The organism is Actinomadura sp. WAC 06369 (assembly GCF_003947565.1).
Classification (GTDB): Bacteria; Actinomycetota; Actinomycetes; order Streptosporangiales; family Streptosporangiaceae; genus Spirillospora; species Spirillospora rifamycini.
The window spans coordinates 1-16,238 of the sequence record NZ_QHJN01000172.1 but is presented as its reverse complement, the minus strand read 5'-3'; the positions used below and the strand labels follow the sequence as shown (position 1 = coordinate 16,238).

17 protein-coding genes are annotated in these 16,238 nt (G+C 75.3%); 7 read left to right on the top strand and 10 right to left on the bottom strand.

The features are described 5' to 3' along the window. Together DMH08_RS32665 and DMH08_RS32660 are read left to right on the top strand one after the other, a co-directional pair. Positions 1-580, top strand: a 580-nt coding sequence (locus tag DMH08_RS32665; RefSeq protein WP_199748116.1) for an XdhC family protein, incomplete at its 5' end; no start/stop codon positions are given. Continuing rightward, positions 570-1,157, top strand: coding sequence for a nucleotidyltransferase family protein (locus tag DMH08_RS32660; RefSeq protein ID WP_026405791.1), 588 nt, complete (start codon positions 570-572; stop codon positions 1,155-1,157). The genes DMH08_RS32665 and DMH08_RS32660, both read left to right, overlap by 11 nt. Here the strand turns inward: DMH08_RS32660 and DMH08_RS32655 are convergent. The 4 genes from DMH08_RS32655 to DMH08_RS32640 all read right to left on the bottom strand — a co-directional run bounded on the left by DMH08_RS32655 (position 1,135) and on the right by DMH08_RS32640 (position 4,764). Further along, on the bottom strand, positions 1,135-1,593 hold the full coding sequence (locus DMH08_RS32655; protein WP_026405792.1) for a MarR family winged helix-turn-helix transcriptional regulator: 459 nt from the start codon (positions 1,591-1,593) through the stop codon (positions 1,135-1,137). The two genes, DMH08_RS32660 and DMH08_RS32655, sit on opposite strands and share 23 nt — an antisense overlap. Positions 1,594-1,633: 40 nt before the next feature. Then, entirely contained in the window at positions 1,634-2,851 is a 1,218-nt protein-coding gene (locus DMH08_RS32650) for a DUF6986 family protein (RefSeq protein WP_125619861.1), read from the bottom strand. Further along, positions 2,848-3,753 (bottom strand): aldose 1-epimerase family protein, encoded by a 906-nt coding sequence (locus DMH08_RS32645; RefSeq protein WP_125619859.1) that lies wholly within the window; start codon positions 3,751-3,753, stop codon positions 2,848-2,850. The genes DMH08_RS32650 and DMH08_RS32645 overlap by 4 nt, the downstream gene beginning before the upstream one ends. A gap of 69 nt (positions 3,754-3,822) precedes the next feature. After that, positions 3,823-4,764, bottom strand: coding sequence for a DUF2877 domain-containing protein (locus tag DMH08_RS32640; RefSeq protein WP_125619857.1), 942 nt, complete (start codon positions 4,762-4,764; stop codon positions 3,823-3,825). A 220-nt stretch (positions 4,765-4,984) separates the two neighbouring features. On the opposite strand from DMH08_RS32640, the gene DMH08_RS32635 reads away from it, so the two are divergent. After that, complete coding sequence (locus tag DMH08_RS32635; protein WP_034521347.1) at positions 4,985-6,727, top strand: PucR family transcriptional regulator; 1,743 nt, start codon at positions 4,985-4,987, stop codon at positions 6,725-6,727. A gap of 141 nt (positions 6,728-6,868) precedes the next feature. Next, on the top strand, positions 6,869-8,314 hold the full coding sequence (locus DMH08_RS32630) for a uracil-xanthine permease family protein (RefSeq protein ID WP_034521350.1): 1,446 nt from the start codon (positions 6,869-6,871) through the stop codon (positions 8,312-8,314). A 121-nt stretch (positions 8,315-8,435) separates the two neighbouring features. On the opposite strand, the gene DMH08_RS32625 is transcribed toward DMH08_RS32630, so the two are convergent. The 5 genes from DMH08_RS32625 to DMH08_RS32605 form a co-directional block, all read right to left on the bottom strand. Next, entirely contained in the window at positions 8,436-9,275 is an 840-nt protein-coding gene (locus tag DMH08_RS32625; RefSeq protein WP_026405797.1) for a polysaccharide deacetylase family protein, read from the bottom strand. Between the two features lie 223 nt (positions 9,276-9,498). Next, the gene (locus tag DMH08_RS32620; RefSeq protein ID WP_233617937.1) at positions 9,499-10,344 is read right to left on the bottom strand and encodes an ABC transporter permease; all 846 of its coding nucleotides are present in this window, start codon (positions 10,342-10,344) and stop codon (positions 9,499-9,501) included. After that, positions 10,323-11,240 carry an ABC transporter ATP-binding protein gene (locus DMH08_RS32615; RefSeq protein WP_051301528.1) on the bottom strand — a complete coding sequence of 306 codons (918 nt, stop codon included), beginning with the start codon at positions 11,238-11,240 and terminating at the stop codon, positions 10,323-10,325. Before DMH08_RS32615 ends, DMH08_RS32620 begins: the two co-directional genes overlap by 22 nt. A gap of 99 nt (positions 11,241-11,339) precedes the next feature. Beyond that, a complete protein-coding gene (locus DMH08_RS32610) occupies positions 11,340-11,714 on the bottom strand; it encodes an FKBP-type peptidyl-prolyl cis-trans isomerase (protein WP_026405799.1) in 375 nt (124 codons plus the stop codon). A gap of 43 nt (positions 11,715-11,757) precedes the next feature. Beyond that, positions 11,758-12,339 (bottom strand): uridine kinase family protein, encoded by a 582-nt coding sequence (locus DMH08_RS32605; RefSeq protein ID WP_026405800.1) that lies wholly within the window; start codon positions 12,337-12,339, stop codon positions 11,758-11,760. 49 nt (positions 12,340-12,388) lie between these two features. On the opposite strand from DMH08_RS32605, the gene DMH08_RS32600 reads away from it, so the two are divergent. Further along, complete coding sequence (locus DMH08_RS32600) at positions 12,389-13,783, top strand: acyl-CoA synthetase (protein WP_125619856.1); 1,395 nt, start codon at positions 12,389-12,391, stop codon at positions 13,781-13,783. A 25-nt stretch (positions 13,784-13,808) separates the two neighbouring features. On the opposite strand, the gene DMH08_RS32595 is transcribed toward DMH08_RS32600, so the two are convergent. Further along, a complete protein-coding gene (locus DMH08_RS32595; RefSeq protein ID WP_125619854.1) occupies positions 13,809-14,384 on the bottom strand; it encodes a TetR/AcrR family transcriptional regulator in 576 nt (191 codons plus the stop codon). Positions 14,385-14,473: 89 nt separating this feature from the next. Here DMH08_RS32595 and DMH08_RS32590 point away from each other — a divergent pair, with 89 nt between their 5' ends. Further along, positions 14,474-15,133, top strand: coding sequence for an NAD(P)-dependent oxidoreductase (locus DMH08_RS32590; RefSeq protein ID WP_125619853.1), 660 nt, complete (start codon positions 14,474-14,476; stop codon positions 15,131-15,133). Between the two features lie 130 nt (positions 15,134-15,263). Next, positions 15,264-16,238: ABC transporter ATP-binding protein (locus DMH08_RS32585; protein WP_148108618.1), on the top strand; the 975-nt coding region annotated here is incomplete at its 3' end.

The following is a 16,238-nucleotide window of genomic DNA, read 5'->3' as shown; positions in this document are numbered from 1 at the left end:
GGAGGGGGAGCGGCGGCTGGACGAGCTGGAGGTGTTCGTGCACGCGTTCGCGCCGCCGCCCCGGCTGCTGGTGTTCGGGGCGATCGACTTCGCGGCGGCCGTCGCGCGGATCGGCCGGTTCCTCGGGTACCGGGTGACGGTGTGCGACGCGCGTCCGGTGTTCGCGACGCCGAAGCGGTTCCCGGACGCCGACGAGGTGGTCGTCCGGTGGCCGCACCGGTATCTGGCGGAGGAGCCGGTCGACGAGCGGACGGCGATCTGCGTGCTGACGCACGACCCGAAGTTCGACGTGCCGCTGCTGGAGATCGCGCTGCGCACGGAGGCCGGGTACGTGGGCGCGATGGGGTCGCGCCGGACCCACGACGACCGGCTGGCGCGGCTCCGGGAGGCGGGGCTCGGCGAGGACGAGCTGGCCCGGCTGCGGTCGCCGATCGGGCTGGACCTCGGCGCGCGGACGCCGGAGGAGACGGCGGTGTCGATCGCGGCGGAGCTGGTGCAGCTCCGCTGGGGCGGGTCGGGGCGGCCGCTGACCGAGACCGGGGGCCGGATCCACGGCGCGGAGCCGCCCGATGCCGGGTGAGGCGCCCCCGGCCGGGCTGCTGCTCGCGGCGGGGGCGGGCCGCCGGTTCGGCCGTCCGAAGGCGCTGCTGGAGCTGGACGGCGAGCGGCTCGTCGACCGGGGCGTGCGGATGCTGCGGGCCGCGGGCTGCGCGCCGGTGCTCGTGGTGTCGGGGGCCGCGGCGGTGGAGGCGGTCGGCGCGGTCGTGGTGCCGAACCCGGACTGGCGGGAGGGCATGGGGTCGTCGCTGCGCGCGGGGCTGGGCGCGCTGCCGCCCGGCTGCCCGGCGGTGGTCGTCGCGCTCGTCGACCAGCCGGGGGTGACGGCCGCGGCGGTCCGGCGGCTGATCGCCGCGTACCGGGACGGCGCGCGGATCGCGGTGGCGACCTACGGCGGCGCGCCGCGCAACCCCGTCCTGCTGGCGGGCGAGCACGTCGCGGCGGCGGCCGGGTCGGCGGTGGGCGACCGGGGCGCGCGGGCGTTCCTGCGCTCCCGGCCGGACCTGGTGACGCCCGTGCCGTGCGACGGCGTCGCGGTGCCCGACGACATCGACACCCCCGCCGACCTGGACGCCTTCACCCGTCGCGGGCCTCGGTGAGCGCGCGCTCGTAGGTCAGCAGGGTGTCGATGAACATCCGGCGCTCCGCGGGGGAGAGGGGTTCCAGGGCGGTGCGCCAGGCGCCCGCGCTGCGCCCCAGCCAGTCGTTGATCGCCGGGAGGTGCCGGGGCGTGACGGCGACGATGGCGCGGCGCCGGTCGGCGGGGTCCGTGCGGCGCTCCAGGATGCCCTGCCGGCCGAGGTCGCCGACCATGAGGCTGACCGTCGCGGGCGCGACCTCCAGCCGCCGCGCGAGCTCGTTGACGCCGAGCGGCCCGTCGAGCAGCAGGTAGGCGAGCAGCGACAGGTGCCGCGGGGCCAGGTCGAAGCCGGCGAGCTCGGGCGGCGGCTTGATGCGCTTGGCGGTCCCGACCAGGCGCGGCATGAGCAGCAGCATCGTGCGGACGCCCGCGTCCACGCTGTCCTCGGTCGGCATGCCTACGCTTCCAGACGGCTTTCGGTGCGGGGTCGGCGGGTCACGAGAGGGGCGGGACGTCGGACTCGTCGAGCGCGCCGCAGTCCACGGCGCGGCGCAGCCGGTCGGTGAGCGCCTCGATCGTCGCCGGCTCGTCCAGCACGCCGCCCTCGCCGCCGGACCGTTCCCGCCAGGCCCGTACCCGCGCGATGACGTCGTCCACGCCCGTCAGGTGGTAGCCGTACACGACGGCGTAGCGGCTGGGCAGGTGCGCCGGGTGCAGGTCCCAGCCCTGGTGGAACCCGTGCCGCAGCGAGTGCCGGACGTGCGCGGCGTGCGCCGCCCAGGCGGCGTTGACCTCGTCGGGGCCCTCGTCGCGCGGGACGGTGCTGGTGGAGCCGTCCGACAGCCGCACCCCGGACCCGGCGAACCCGACCTGCATGACGTGCCGCGCGAAGTCGCAGGCCGGGTGGTCGAGCCGCTGCTCCTCCGGCGGGAGGCCGATGGCGGCGGTGTAGTCGTACACGCCGAAGTGCGCGCCGGTCAGCCGTCCCCCGGCCGCCCGCACGAGCGCGGGCGCCGCGACCCGCCCGTCCGCGTCGAAGACCGACTCGGGGGTCTCCACCTGGATCTCGAACCGCAGGATGCCGGCGGGCAGCCCGAGGGACGTCTCCAGCAGGTCCAGGTACTCGGTGAACAGCGCGACGTGCTCGGCGGACAGCACCTTCGGGAACGTGATCGTGAACCCGCCGGGCAGCCGGCCGAGCCGGTCCCGCAGCGCGGTGAGGAAGCCGTCCAGCGTCCGCATCGCCCGCTCGTGGCCGCCGTCGGCGAACGACCTGACCCGCAGCCCCCAGTAGTGGGGGAGCCCCTTCACCTCGTACGCGGCGGCCACGGCCTCGACGGCCTGGGCGACGTGCGCGTCCTCCTCGGCGTCGGGGCGGACGCCGTAGCCGTCCTCGAAGTCGATCCGGACGTCCTCGACCGGTTCGGCGGCCAGCTTGGCCGCGACCCGCTCGCGGACCCGCCCGGCCAGCTCCGGGTCGAGGCCGAACGCCGCCCCGAACGACCCGTCGCCCGGGGTGTGGGTGTTGAGCAGCCGCAGCGCCTCCGCGCCGAAGTCGGCGGGCGTCGAGGCGGCGAACCGGTCGGCCGGGACGTACACCGTGTGCACCGGCCGGCGGCCGTCGGCGCCGCCGGGCAGGCGCTCGCGGTGCGCGTCGCGGACGGCGGCGATGCGGGCGGACAGGTCGTCGAGCGAGGCAACGCTGAGATTCACCCCGCCATGATCCCCCAAGATCCGCTGATTGTGGCGCCGGGCGCGAGATCGATCAGCCCCTCGCCGGAGGCGAACGCGTTCGGCGGGCAGGTCATCGGCTCGACGCCCAGCCCGGTGCGCGGCTCCGGCGCCTCGTCGGCGGTGTAGACCTGCATCCAGGGGTGCGCCTCGTCGGACCACAACCGCACGGACCGGCCGCCGCCGCTGAGCGTCGCCCAGCAGCGGCCCGACTCGTCCCGGTCGAGCTCCGTGTACACGTTGTCGATCTTCCGGTCGCCGAGGACGGGCCCATCCCGCAGGTCCCAGCGGGTGCCCGTGACGTCCGCGGCGGGCCCGGACGGGATCATCCGGTCGTCCACCGGGACGTACCGGGCCGCGCCGAGCGTCGCGGTGCAGCGGTCGAGCGGTTCGCCGACCGTGAGGTACGGGTGGGCGCCGTGCCCGTACGGGGCGGCGGCGCTGCCCGGGTTGTGCGCGCTCATCCGGACGGTCAGGCCCGTGTCCGCGTCGAGGGCGTACTCGGCCTCGAGGTCGAGGCGGAACGGGTAGCCGGCCGAGCCGAGCAGCCGGTGCGCCAGCCGCACCCGGTGCGGCTCGTGCTCGGCGGCCGTCCAGGACGCCCACCGGACGAGCCCGTGGATCGCGCAGTCGTTCTCCGGCTCGGACAGGTCCAGCCGGTACGCCTTCCCGCCGTACTCGTAGCGGCCCCGGTCGACGCGGTTCGGCCACGGGACCAGCAGGCTGCCGAACGCCGCCGGGGCCGGCTCGTCCGCGCCGTGGGCCAGGACCAGCGGCCGTCCGTCGCAGGTCAGCTCGCGCAGGGTCGCGCCCGACTCGGTGACGACGGCCCGGTACGGCCCGGCGGCGAGCGCGTACTGCGCCCCGGTGATCATTTCGGTCATACCCGGACGTTACCCCAGCGCATGGGCCCGCAGACGGCGCCGGACGCGCCGCCCGTCCACCGGTGCGGCTCAGCCGGCGCGGCACAACCAGCGGGGGCCGGTCAGCGCGACCGCCGCGCGGCAGCCGGCGAGCAGCCCGTGCGCCAGGTCGGTGCCGGAGGTGTGCCCCACGGCCAGCAGCCGCCGCACCGCCGGGCCCGGCGGCTCGGCCCCGGCCGCGCAGCGCAGCACCGCGCCGACCTCCGCGCCCGCGGCGCCCGCCGCCGCGCAGTGCAGCAGCGTCGCGGCGAGCGCGGTGGTGCGGGTGCCGGCGTCCGCGGTGACGGCGGCGCCCAGCCAGTCCGCCAGCCACACCGCGCGCCCGCCGGGGCGGACGGCGCCGCCCGCGTGCCGCAGCGCCACGAGCAGGCCGCACAGGACGTCGTCCCCGCTCGGGGTGAGGCCCGGCCCGAGCCCGACGATCCGCTCGGCGGCCTCCACCGCGCCCGCGAGGTCCCCGGCGGCGCAGCGGTCGGCGAGCAGGCCCGGATCGGGGTGGCCGGCCAGCCCGCCGCCGCCCATCCCGGCGTCCTCGCACGCGGCCTCCACGGCCCGCAGGTTCCGGGCGAGCGCGGCGGGATGGAGCGGCCCGAGGACGGGCGCGGGGTCCCACTCGCGGCGCACCCGCACCGCGAACCCGCCGGTCTCGAACCGCCCGTCCCCGACGACCGCGTCGGCGCCCTCGCGCACCGCGCGGAACGGGTGGTCGCGGCGCGCCGCCGGGACGACCACGGCGTTCGGCATGCGGGCGGCGTCGGAGGCGACCACGGCCAGCACCCGCGGCTCCGGGCCGCCGCGCACCTCCGCGTACACGGCCGCCGGGAACACGGCGATGACGCGGGCGGGCCGGCGCGGCCCGTCCAGCAGCGGCCGCAGCGCCAGGCTCGCGGCGCCCGACCGGGGCGGGCGGGCGCCGGGCCGGGCGGGGAGCGGCGCGGACGGCGATGCGGGATCGCGGACGAGCGGGGTCACGGAACCTCCCGAGGCCGGTTGACGGGTGCCGCCGCGTCGTCGTCGACGGGGCGGCCCGGACTCTGCCGCGACGGTAGATCGCCGCTCGCGCGGGCCGTATGGACAAAGGTGCCAAGGCTTCTTGTCATTGTTCGCCTTTGTTGTCAGTGTTGATCAGGTATCGGTAGCGATCACGCCTTAACGGGCGATGTACGCACCAAAAGGCGAGGTGACCCCTGGCATGAGTTACATCAGCGCGGACCCGGGCCCACCGGCCCTGCGGCTCGCCAGCACCGGAACCCTGACCTACGGCCTGTCGGTCGGCGAGGTCCTCGGCGTCAGCACCCTGAACGGCGCCCGCCTCATCGCCGGCCGGGCCGGCCTCGACCGCGTCGTCCAGCGACTCAACGTGATGGAGGTCCCCGACGTCCTGTCGTGGGTCAAACCGAACGAGCTGCTCCTCACCACCGGATACCCGCTGCGCCACACCCCCGAGTCCTTCGACAACCTGATCGCCGACCTGGACGAGCGCGGCCTGGCGGCGCTCGCGATCAAGCTCGGCCGCTACCTGGACGCGCCGCCGCCGGAGATGGTCGCGCAGGCCGACCGGCGCGGCTTCCCGCTGATCCTGCTCCCGCCCGACGTCGGCTTCGACGACATCCTCAACCAGGTGCTGACCGACATCCTGAACCGGCAGGCGGCCGTGCTCGCGCGCACCGAGGAGGTGCACCGCGCGCTCGTCCAGATCGTGCTGTGCGGCGGCGGGCTGCAGGAGGTGGTCGACGAGGTCGCGTCGCTGCTGGACGTCGCGGTGGTCGTGCTGGACGGCGAGCAGCGCGTCCTCGCGGGCGCCGGGCCGGACGAGGACGTCGCCGCGATGCGGGCGTTCGACGCGGGCCGGCACGCCGCCTGCGGGCGCGGCGGCTGCGGCATCACCGGCGCGCACGGCACCGCCGACCACCTGGTCGTGCCCGTGATGGCGGGCGGCTTCGACCACGGCCGCATCGTCGCGTTCAGCCCCGGCGGCGCGCTGCGCGGCACCGACCTCGGAATCCTCGAACGCGCCGCGACCGTCACCGCGCTCGTGGTGACCAAGCAGCAGGCGGTCGCGGCGGTGGAGAGCAAGTACCGGGCCGACTTCCTGCGCGACGTCCTCGCGGGCCGCGCGGGCGACGACGACCGGATCATCGCGCACTGCGACGGCTTCGGCTGGGACCTCGACCGTCCCATGATGGTCGTGGTCGCCGAACTGGACGGGCGCGCCCGCGGCGGGGGCGGCGGGGGAGCGGGCGCGGAACCGGACGGCGGGGCGCGCGGCGGCCGCGGCGCCGACGAGCGGTCCGCGCAGGAGCGGCTCGCCGCGGCCTGGACGGCCGCCGCGCGGCGGCACGACCGCGGCGCGGCGGTCGTGAGCTTCGCCCACGAGGTCGTCGCGATCGTCGGCGGGGACGGCGACGGCTCCGCCGAGCTGCCGTCCGCGCCGGTGCAGACGATGATCAAAGAGGCGGCGGCGGTGTTCGCCGAGCACATGTCGGTGCGGCGGACGTTCTCCTCCGGCGTCAGCCGCACCGTGGGGTCCCCGGCCGCGCTGCCCGAGGCGTACGAGCAGGCCGTCAAGGCCGTCCGGGTGGGGCGGCAGCTCCACGGACCCGGGGCGCGCGCGCACTTCGACCAGCTCGGCGTGTACCGGCTGCTGAGCCTGGTGTCGGACCCGGAGGAGCTCCACGCGTTCGTCCGCGAGACCCTCGGCGACCTGGCGTCCGACGCCGAGCCCGAGCTGGTGGACCTGCGCCGCACCCTCCAGGTGCTGCTGGAGACCAACCTCAACGTCGCCGAGACGGCCCGCCGGCTCCACTTCCACTACAACACGCTGCGCTACCGCATCGGCAAGCTGGAGCGGATGCTCGGCGCGTTCACCGAGGACGCCCATCTCCGGCTCAACCTCACCCTCGCCCTTCACGTACTGCGCATGCGCGGTATCTGAGGGTAACGGCAGTGCCCGGCGGACGTCCGGGGCCGCGCCGAACGCGCGCCCCCGGGCGGCCCCCGGTCCGTTCGCGCGGCCTCCCACCTGGTAGATCTACCCTGCCGCACGGCGCGGCGACGCAGGACCGGGAGGGACCCGATGAAGATCGGCTGGAAGCTGCACGGCGACGGGCGGACGCCCCCGCCGGGCGAGATCGTCCGTCCGGACGAGCGGCTGTCGTGGCCGCGCACCGCCGGGATCGGCGCCCAGCACGTGGTGGCGATGTTCGGGGCGACCTTCGTGTTCCCCGTGCTGATGGGCCTCGACCCGAACCTCGCGATCATGATGTCGGGGTTCGCGACGATCCTGTTCCTGCTGATCGTCCGCGGGAAGGTGCCGAGCTACCTCGGCAGCAGCGCCTCGTTCGTCGGCGTGGCCGCGGCGATCCGGGCGGGCGGCGGCGACAGCGCCACCGTGACCGGCGCGATCCTCGTCACCGGCGCCGTGCTCCTGATCGTCGGCGTGGTCGTCCACCTGCTGGGCGGCGACCTCATCCACCGGATCTTCCCGCCCGCCGTCACCGGCGCGGTCGTCATGCTGATCGGCTTCAACCTCGCGCCGGTCGTCGCCGACACCTACTGGCCGCAGGACCAGTGGGTCGCCCTCGCCACGCTGTGCTTCGCCGTCCTGTGCACGGTGCTGCTGCGCGGCTTCTGGTCGCGGATCGCGATCCTGCTCGCGCTCGTGTTCGGGTTCGCCCTCTCCTGGCTGCTGGACGTCCTCGCCGGGCCGGTCACCTCCGTGCTGCCGGGGCAGAACCTGCTGGACGCGGCGGGCCGCGCCTGCGCGTCCGAGGGCCCGTACTGCGTCGCCGCCCCGTTCGCGCACGACCGCGTCGACTTCTCCGCCGTGTCGTCCGCGGACTGGTTCGGGCTCCCGCAGCTGCACGGGCCCGACTTCAAGACGTCCGCGATCCTGCTCGCGCTGCCGCCGGTCATCGCGCTGATCGCGGAGAACACCGGGCACGTCAAGGCGGTGTCGGCGATGACCGGCGACGACCTGAACCCGGTGCTCGGCCGCGCCCTCGCCGCCGACGGCGTCGGCACCACGCTCGCGTCCGCGGTCGGCGGCGCGCCCACCACCACCTACGCCGAGAACATCGGCGTGATGGCCGCCACCCGCATCTACTCCACCGCCGCGTACTACGTCGCGGCGCTCGTGGCGATCCTGTTCGGGCTCTGCCCCAAGTTCGGCGCGCTGGTCGCCGCCACCCCCGGCGGCGTGCTCGGCGGCATCACGGTCGTCCTCTACGGCATGATCGGCCTGCTCGGCGCGAAGATCTGGGTCGAGAACCGCGTCGACTTCGGCGATCCGGTGAACCTCGTCCCGGTCGCGGCGGGCCTCATCCTCGCCATCGGGAACGTGACGCTGAACATCACCGACGACTTCCCCCTGGAGGGCATCGCGCTCGGCACCGTCGCGGTCCTCGTCGGGTACCACGCGCTGAACGCCGTCCGGCGGCCGGACGGCACGGGCGGCGGGATGATCGCGCCGGACGAGACCGAGATCGGCGGCCCGGTGCGCCGCCGTCCCGGCATGGAGTAGCGGGTCCGTGCCGGCGGGGCTGCTCGGGGAGCGGGGGACTCAACCCCGCCGGCGGGACGACGATAGAACGCGGCCCGCGGCCCGCGGCCCGTAACCGGAAATCCTCCGGATACGTCGGGATTCAGGACCCGCCCTGGTCGGGCGCGTTGCCGCCGAGCGACCGCGGCAGGTAGTTCTCCAGCGCCGCGGGCCGGAACCCGGCTTTCCTGATCTTGTCGAGGAACGCCTTGAACTGGCCCGCGAGCCCCTCGCGGAAGTGCATGAGGATGATGTCGCCGGGCTTGAACCCGTCGCCGCCGTCCCCCCGCGCGAACCCGTTGAAGCCCACGCCGGGCCCGGACGTCCCGTTGTAGTACTCGGCGGACCACAGGAGGAACGACTTCACGCCGCAGTCCTTCGACACCCGCCGGGTGGTCTCGTTGTAGCTGCCGAACGGCGGCCGGAACAGCGTCGGGCGCCGCCCGTACTGCTTCTGGATCGCGTCGGACGCCTCGCAGATCTCCTTCTTCTGCGCGTCCGGCCCGAGCGTCGCCATGTTCGGGTGCCCGACCGTGTGGTTCTCCATCGGCGACCCCGCCCGCTTCAGCGCCCAGAAGTACTGGCCGTGCCCGTCGATGTAGCGGGACGTCAGGAACGTCATGATCGGAACCTTCTCCTTCCGGACGAGGTTCACGAACTCGGCGTCGTAGACGTAGCCGTCGTCGATCGTCAGGAACACGACCTTCTCCGCCGTGTCGATGCTGTTGATCACCGGGGGCAGGCCGTCCGGCGCGGGCTTCGGCGGCGTCCACGAGCCGGGCTCGGGCGCCGGGAAGGTCCGGTCGGCGAGCGCCGCGGCGAGCCGCGACCGCGTCGACGGCCCGGACTCGCCGGACTGCGCGCGCACCACGGGCCAGCCGCCCGCCGTCACGCCGAGCACTCCGGCGGCGACCATCGCGATCACGGGCGTCTTCCCACGCATCGGCCGCGTTCTCCGTTCATCGAGCTGGATCCGGGGGTCCGTCGGCGCGCCCGCGCGGCCCAGCTCCCGGCGTCCGGGGCGGCGCGCGGCGAAACCGACGGGACATATCTGATCATGCCCGGACGCGCGACGCCGTAATTGCCCGATCTTCGGCGTGTATTCGACTGTCACCCGCGGGAAAGAAGACCGGCGGCGAAGCGCGCGGGAGGGGGCGGGTGGGCGGTCAGGCGTCGCGGTGTTCGAAGAGGAGGAAGGCGGCGGCGAGGAGGACCGCCGTGTAGATCGCGAACACGCCGAGGCCGAACCAGGGGGCGAGCAGGCCGGTCTGGTCGGCGGGGGAGAGGATCGCGCTCCCCGCGTTGGACGGCAGGTACTCGTTGACGGTCTCGCCCCACGAACCCGGCAGGAAGCCGCCCGCGATGCCGAGGACGAACAGGAGCACGAACACCAGCACGACCGACCCCGCCGTGTGCCGCAGCAGCGTGCCGAGGGCCAGCGCCATGACCGCGATCAGCGCGAGCCAGAGGCCGCCGCCGACGACCGCCCGCAGGATGCCGGGGTCGCCCAGCGAGCCGTCCAGGCCCTTCGCGGCGAGGACGGGCTGCGCGACGAGGAACGACGCGAACGTCACCGCGACGCCGACGACGAGCACGACCAGGGCGAGCACGAGCGTCTTGGCGGCGAGGTAGTGGGCGCGGCGGGGCACGGAGGTCAGCGCGGTCCGGATCATCCCGGTGGAGTACTCGGCCGTGATCACCAGCACGCCGAGCGCGCCGAACACCACCATCGCGAAGTAGAACGCGACCTGGATCGGCGTCATCGGCGTGAACGTGGCCCGCTCGGTGTCGCTCATCTGGTCGTAGGTCGTGCTGAACGCCAGCGCCCACAGCGCCGAGAAGCCGATGAGGACGACGGCCCCCGCGAGCAGCGTCCAGAACGTCGACTTCACCGTGCGGATCTTCGTCCACTCCGCGGCCAGGACGTGCCCGAACCGGACCCGGCGGGCGTCCCGGGAGGGCGCGGCGGGCGCGGGCGCGGGCGCGGCCGTCACGTCGGCGCCCCCGTCCACGCGTGGTACTCGACGGCGTCGCCGGTCAGCCGCATGAACGCCTCCTCCAGCGACGGCCGGACCAGGGCCAGCTCGTGCACCCGCAGCGCGTGGTCGGCGGCGAGGTCGCCGACCTCCGCCGCCGTCGCGCCGTGCACCAGCAGCGACCCGTCCGGCCCGTCCTCGAACCGCCGCCCGCCGGACGCCAGCAGCCGCGCGAGCTCGCCGAGCTGCGGCGACCGGACCCGGACGTGCCCGGCGGCGTTCTGGTCGATGAACTCCCGCATCCCGGTGTCGGCGAGGATCCGGCCGCGGCCGATCACCAGGAGGTGGTCGGCGGTGAGCGCCATCTCCGACATCAGGTGGCTCGACACGAACACCGTCCGGCCCTCCCGCGCGAGCCGCCGCATCAGCGTCCGGATCCACCGGATGCCCTCCGGGTCGAGGCCGTTCGCGGGCTCGTCGAACATCAGCACGCCCGGGTCGCCGAGCAGCGCGCCCGCGATGCCGAGCCGCTGCTCCATCCCGAGCGAGAACCCACGGACGGGCCGCCGCGCGACGTCCCCCAGCCCGACCAGCTCCAGGACCTCGTCCACGCGCCGCCGCGGGATGCCGTTGCTCTGCGCGAGGCAGCGCAGGTGGTTGTAGGCGCTGCGGCCGCCGTGCACCGCCGTCGCGTCCAGCAGGGCCCCGATCTCGCGCAGCGGCGCGCCGAGCGAGCGGTAGTGGACGCCGTTCACCGTGACGTCCCCGGCCGTGGGGCGGTCGAGCCCGAGGACCATCCGCATCGTCGTCGACTTGCCCGCGCCGTTCGGCCCGAGGAATCCGGTGACGCGGCCGGGCACGACGGTGAACGAGGCGTCGCGGACGGCGGTGGTGGTCCCGTACCGCTTCGTCAGCCCCCGCGCCTCGATCACTCCGGGCTGATACCGAACCGTCCGGCCCCGGAAACGGCGACGGCGGGCACCCGGGGTGTTTTTCACCCGCGGATTGCCCGCCGTTTTACTCCCGCGGGGTCAGCTCACCGCCACGAGGTCCACCACGAAGATCAGCGTCTCGCCCGGCTTGATGGCCGGGCTGGGGCTGCGGTCGCCGTAGGCGAGGTGCGGGGGGATGACGAGCTTGCGGCGGCCGCCGACCTTCATGCCGGGGATGCCCATGTCCCAGCCCTTGATCATGCGGCCGGCGCCGAGCTCGAAGTCCAGCGTGGAGCCGCGGTTCCAGGACGCGTCGAACTCCTCGCCGGTGGACCACGACACCCCGACGTAGTGCATCGACACCTGCGAGCCCTTCACGGCCTCCGGGCCGTCGCCCACGCTGATGTCGGTGATGTCGAGCATCGAGGGCGGCTGACCCTCGGGGAAGTCGATCTCGGGGCGTTCCAGCGCCATGAACGGGCTCCAGCCTGTCGTCCGTCGGATGAAAGGGATCAGCCTACCGGCGGGCGCGGAGCCGGTGGGCGAGGTCGGTTCCGTCGAGCCGCAGGTCGGCCCGGTGCCGGGTGCCGTCCGCGGCGAAGTGGGCCGCCTCGCGCACGGACCAGCCGTCCCACGCGTCCGCGAACGCCGGCCCGTCCCGGTCGAGGACGCGGGAGCGGCGCAGCGCGCGCGGCGCCTCGATCCACACCCGGTAGGCGGCGGGCGACCCGGCCCACGCCGCGCCGACCCCCTCGGCCAGCAGGACGGGCGCGGGCGGGATCTCCTCGGGCGGCCCGTACGCCTCGCGGTGCCAGTGGAACCGGCGCAGGACGGCCGGGCGGCCCTCCCGCAGCGGCGCCAGCACCGCCCGCTCGAACGGCTCCCACCAGGTCAGCGGGTCGGCGTCCCACGGCACGCGGAAGTCGTCGGACCGGACGACCGGGGCGCCCGCCAGCACCGCGGCCAGCCGTCCCGCGAACGTCGACTTGCCCGCGCCGCTCGGCCCGTCGACCGCGACGATCCGCACCGGCCCGCAGGACGGCGGCAGCGCCAGCAGGCGCGCGGCGAGCGCCGGGTAGGTGGTCGCGGTCTCCGGCATGGACGGCATACTTCCAAATGCTCATCCGACGACCGGAAGGGGGCGGGGGATGGACCTGCTCGGGGAAGCGGGCGGCCCGGTGCGCGTGGCGGGGCGGGAGCTGGCGCGGGACGAGCTGCTGCGCCGGGCGTCGGCCGTCGCCGCCCGGATCGGCGGGGCGGACGCGGTCGCGGTGCACGCCACCGCGTCCCTGGAGACGGTCGTGGCCGTCGTCGGCGGGCTCCTCGCGGGCGTCCCGGTGGTGCCGGTGCCGCCCGACTCGGGCCCGGACGAGCGGGCCCACATCCTCGGCGACTCCGGCGCCGCGCTGCTGCTCGGCGCGCGCGGCACCGCGGTCCTCGACGGGGAGCCGCCGCTGCTGCCGGTCGACGACCTGCCGCCGGGCGACGCCGGACCCGGCGGGCCCGCGCCGGACGCGACCGCCCTGATCCTCTACACCAGCGGGACGACGGGCGCGCCGAAGGGCGTGCTGATCTCCCGCGGCGCGATCGCCGCGGGCCTCGACGCGCTCGCCGGCGCGTGGGCGTGGACCCCCGACGACGTCCTCGTGCACGGGCTGCCGCTGTTCCACGTGCACGGCCTGGTCCTGGGCGTCCTCGGCGCCCTGCGCGTCGGGTCGCCGCTCGTCCACACCGGGCGGCCGACGCCCGAGGCGTACGCGGCGGCCGCGCGGGACGACGGCGGCAGCCTGTTCTTCGGCGTCCCGACGGTCTGGTCGCGGACGGCCGCGGACGCGGCCGCGGCGGAGGCGCTGCGCGGCGCGCGGCTGCTGGTGTCCGGGAGCGCGCCCCTGCCGGTGCCCGTCTTCGAGCGGCTCGAGGGCCTCACCGGGCACCGTCCGGTCGAGCGGTACGGCATGACGGAGACCCTCATCACCGTCAGCGCGCGCGCCGACGGCGAACGGCACCCCGGATACGTGGGCACGCCGCTGCCCGGTGTGGAGACCCGGCTGCGGGCCGAGGACGGCGCGGACGTCCCGGCCGACGGCGAGACGCCCGGTGAGCTGCACGTCCGCGCGCCGCTGCTGTTCAAGGGGTACCTCAACCGGCCCGAGGCGACCGCCGCGGCGTTCACCGCCGACGGCTGGTTCCGCACGGGCGACATCGCCGTCATCGCCCCGGACGGGCGGCACCGCATCGTCGGCCGCGCCTCCACCGACCTGATCAAGAGCGGCGGCTACCGGATCGGCGCGGGCGAGGTGGAGAACGCGCTGCTGGCGCACCCCGCGGTGCGGGAGGCGGCCGTCGTCGGCACCCCGCACGCCGATCTGGGCGAGCAGGTCACCGCCTATGTCGTCGCGGACGGCGTGGACGAGCGCGGGCTGATCGACTTCGTCGCCGGGCGGCTGTCGGCGCACAAGCGGCCCCGCGCCGTCCACCTGGTCGGCGGGCTGCCGCGCAACGCGATGGGCAAGGTGGTGAAGACCCGGCTCGGCGAGCTCTGACGCCCCGGAGGGTCAGGGGAGCAGGTCAGGGGAGCAGGGACGGGAGCAGGGGGCGCACGAGGTCGCGGGCGTCCGACTCGGGCGGGTCGGCCGCCGCGGCGCCCTCGGCGAAGTAGCGCAGGAAGCCCTGCTGGAAGCACGCGCCGAGCAGCAGCGCGGCGGCCGCGGCGGTGTCGGCGTCCGCGGCGACCCGGCCGAGGCCGCGTTCGGCGTCGAGGTACTCGGCGAGCTGGCGGACGGGCACGTGCGGGCCCGCCCCGTACTTGCGCAGCGACTCGCGGGTCGCGGCCATCAGCGGCGGCTGCGCGACCATGGACGCCATCATCGGGAACGCGCGCCGGTAGAACCGCAGCCCGTTGTGCGCCACGGCCACGAGGTTCGACTCGACGGTGCCGCGGCCGGGCTCGCCCGTGACCGTGAACGCGGGCATGCGCTCCTTCAGGACCAGCATCATGAGCTCGTCCTTGTCGCGGAAGTGCTTGTAGAGCAGCGCCTCGGAGTACCCCGCCGCCCGGGCGATCTCCTTGGTGGTGGCGCGGGCGACGCCGCGCTCGCGCATCACGTCGGCCGCCGCGTCCAGGATCCGCTCCCGTGCGCTCATCCGGCTCCCTCCGCTTGACAGGTGAGTGAATGCTAACCCAATCTAGGGGTGAGTAAAGATTCACTCACCCTCTTCCACCAGGAGGAACCATGCGACTCACGGTCTTCGGGGCGACCGGCGGCACCGGACTGCAGGTCGTCCGCCGGGCCCTCATCAAGGACCACCGCGTCACCGCGGTCGTGCGCGACCCGTCCCGGCTGCCCGCCGACCTGCGCGACCGCGCCGGCGACGGCGCGGCCCTGGAGGTCGTCCGCGCCGACGTCATGGACCCCGGCGCCATCGAGGACGCGGTGAAGGGGAGCGACGCCGTCGTCACCGCCATCGGCACCCGCGAGGGCCGCACCCCCACCACCGTCTGCGAGGACAGCACGCGCAGCATCACCGCCGCGATGGGGGCCGTCGGGGAGCGGCGGTTCCTCATGGTCAGCGCGTCCGGGTTCGCCAACGGACCCGGCGACGACCCGCTCACCCGGTACGTCGTCAAGCCGATGCTGCTGAAGCCGATGCTCAAGCACGCCTTCGCCGACATGGCCCGCGCCGAGGACGTCGTCCGCGCCTCCGGCCTCGACTGGACGATCGTCCGGCCGCCGCGGCTCACCGACGGCGACGGCAAGGGGCGCTACCGGGCCGCGGTGGACCGCAACGTCCTCGGCGGCTTCACCCTCGCCCGCGCCGACCTCGCCCTGGCGCTGCTGGACCACGCCGCCGACCCGTCCGCGATCGGGCACGTCGTCAGCGTCGGCGGCTGACGGCCCCCGCGGCGGCCCCCGGCCGACCAGGGCGGATGACAACCGTCATACCGATCGGCTGACAACCGCCGGGCGAAGCGGTGATAGCCGCTTCTACCGGCGGGGCCGCGCTCCCCGCGACGCTGGGGGCATGCATCCGAACCAGGTGATCCACGTCGACGGGCTGCGCCAGCGGTACGGCGACCACGAGGCCGTCTCCGGCGTCTCGTTCGAAGTCGGGGAGGGGGAGCTGTTCGCGCTCCTCGGCACCAACGGCGCCGGCAAGACCACCACCATGGAGACCCTCGAGGGGTTCCGCCCGGCGCACGCGGGCACCGTCCGGGTCCTCGGCCGAGACCCGTACCGCGAGCGCCGCGCCGTCCGCCCGCAGATCGGGATCATGCTCCAGGAGGGCGGCTTCTTCAACGACCTCACGGTCGCCGAGACCACCGCCCACTGGCGCGGGTTCACGCCCCGCGCGCGGCCCGCCGCCGAGGTGCTCGCGCTCGTCGGGCTGCAGGACCGGGCGGGCGTGAAGGTCCGGCAGCTGTCCGGCGGGCAGAAGCGCCGCCTCGACCTCGCGCTCGCGCTCCTCGCCCGTCCCCGCGTCCTGTTCCTGGACGAGCCCACCACCGGCATGGACCCCGAGGCCCGGCACGCCACCTGGCGGACCGTCCGGGACCTGGTGCGGGACGGCACCACCGTGCTGCTCACCACGCACTACCTGGAGGAGGCCGAGCAGCTCGCCGACCGGCTGGCGATCATGCACCGGGGCGCGATCGAGCAGACCGGCACCGTCGCCGAGGTCGTCGCCGGCCACGGCGACCGCATCAGCTTCCGGGTGCCCGAGCGGCTGCGGGTCCGCGAGCTGCCGCTGCTCGGCGGCGCCGCCGCGGACATCGCCGTGGACGGCGGCCGCGCCACCGCCACCTACACCGTGCGCGGCGACGGCATGCAGGCCGGCCTGTACGAGCTGCTGCGCTGGGCGGACGCCGGCGGCATCGCGCTCGACGGCCTGCATGCCGTCGCCGCGCACGGTGTAGGTGGCGGTGGCGCGGCGCTCGCGGTACGGGTCTCGGCCGAGGACCCGGACGGTGCCCGCGTGCGCCGGGCGGAACCCCTCGAG

Excerpts from the sequence above, each read along its gene's own strand:
- DMH08_RS32660 (WP_026405791.1), top strand. The coding sequence starts at position 570 with ATGCCGGGTGAGGCGCCCCCGGCCGGGCTGCTGCTCGCGGCGGGGGCG.
- DMH08_RS32655 (WP_026405792.1), bottom strand. The coding sequence starts at position 1,593 with ATGCCGACCGAGGACAGCGTGGACGCGGGCGTCCGCACGATGCTGCTG.
- DMH08_RS32645 (WP_125619859.1), bottom strand. The coding sequence starts at position 3,753 with ATGACCGAAATGATCACCGGGGCGCAGTACGCGCTCGCCGCCGGGCCG.
- DMH08_RS32635 (WP_034521347.1), top strand. The coding sequence starts at position 4,985 with ATGAGTTACATCAGCGCGGACCCGGGCCCACCGGCCCTGCGGCTCGCC.
- DMH08_RS32630 (WP_034521350.1), top strand. The coding sequence starts at position 6,869 with ATGAAGATCGGCTGGAAGCTGCACGGCGACGGGCGGACGCCCCCGCCG.
- DMH08_RS32625 (WP_026405797.1), bottom strand. The coding sequence starts at position 9,275 with ATGCGTGGGAAGACGCCCGTGATCGCGATGGTCGCCGCCGGAGTGCTC.
- DMH08_RS32610 (WP_026405799.1), bottom strand. The coding sequence starts at position 11,714 with ATGGCGCTGGAACGCCCCGAGATCGACTTCCCCGAGGGTCAGCCGCCC.
- DMH08_RS32605 (WP_026405800.1), bottom strand. The coding sequence starts at position 12,339 with ATGCCGGAGACCGCGACCACCTACCCGGCGCTCGCCGCGCGCCTGCTG.
- DMH08_RS32600 (WP_125619856.1), top strand. The coding sequence starts at position 12,389 with ATGGACCTGCTCGGGGAAGCGGGCGGCCCGGTGCGCGTGGCGGGGCGG.
- DMH08_RS32595 (WP_125619854.1), bottom strand. The coding sequence starts at position 14,384 with ATGAGCGCACGGGAGCGGATCCTGGACGCGGCGGCCGACGTGATGCGC.
- DMH08_RS32590 (WP_125619853.1), top strand. The coding sequence starts at position 14,474 with ATGCGACTCACGGTCTTCGGGGCGACCGGCGGCACCGGACTGCAGGTC.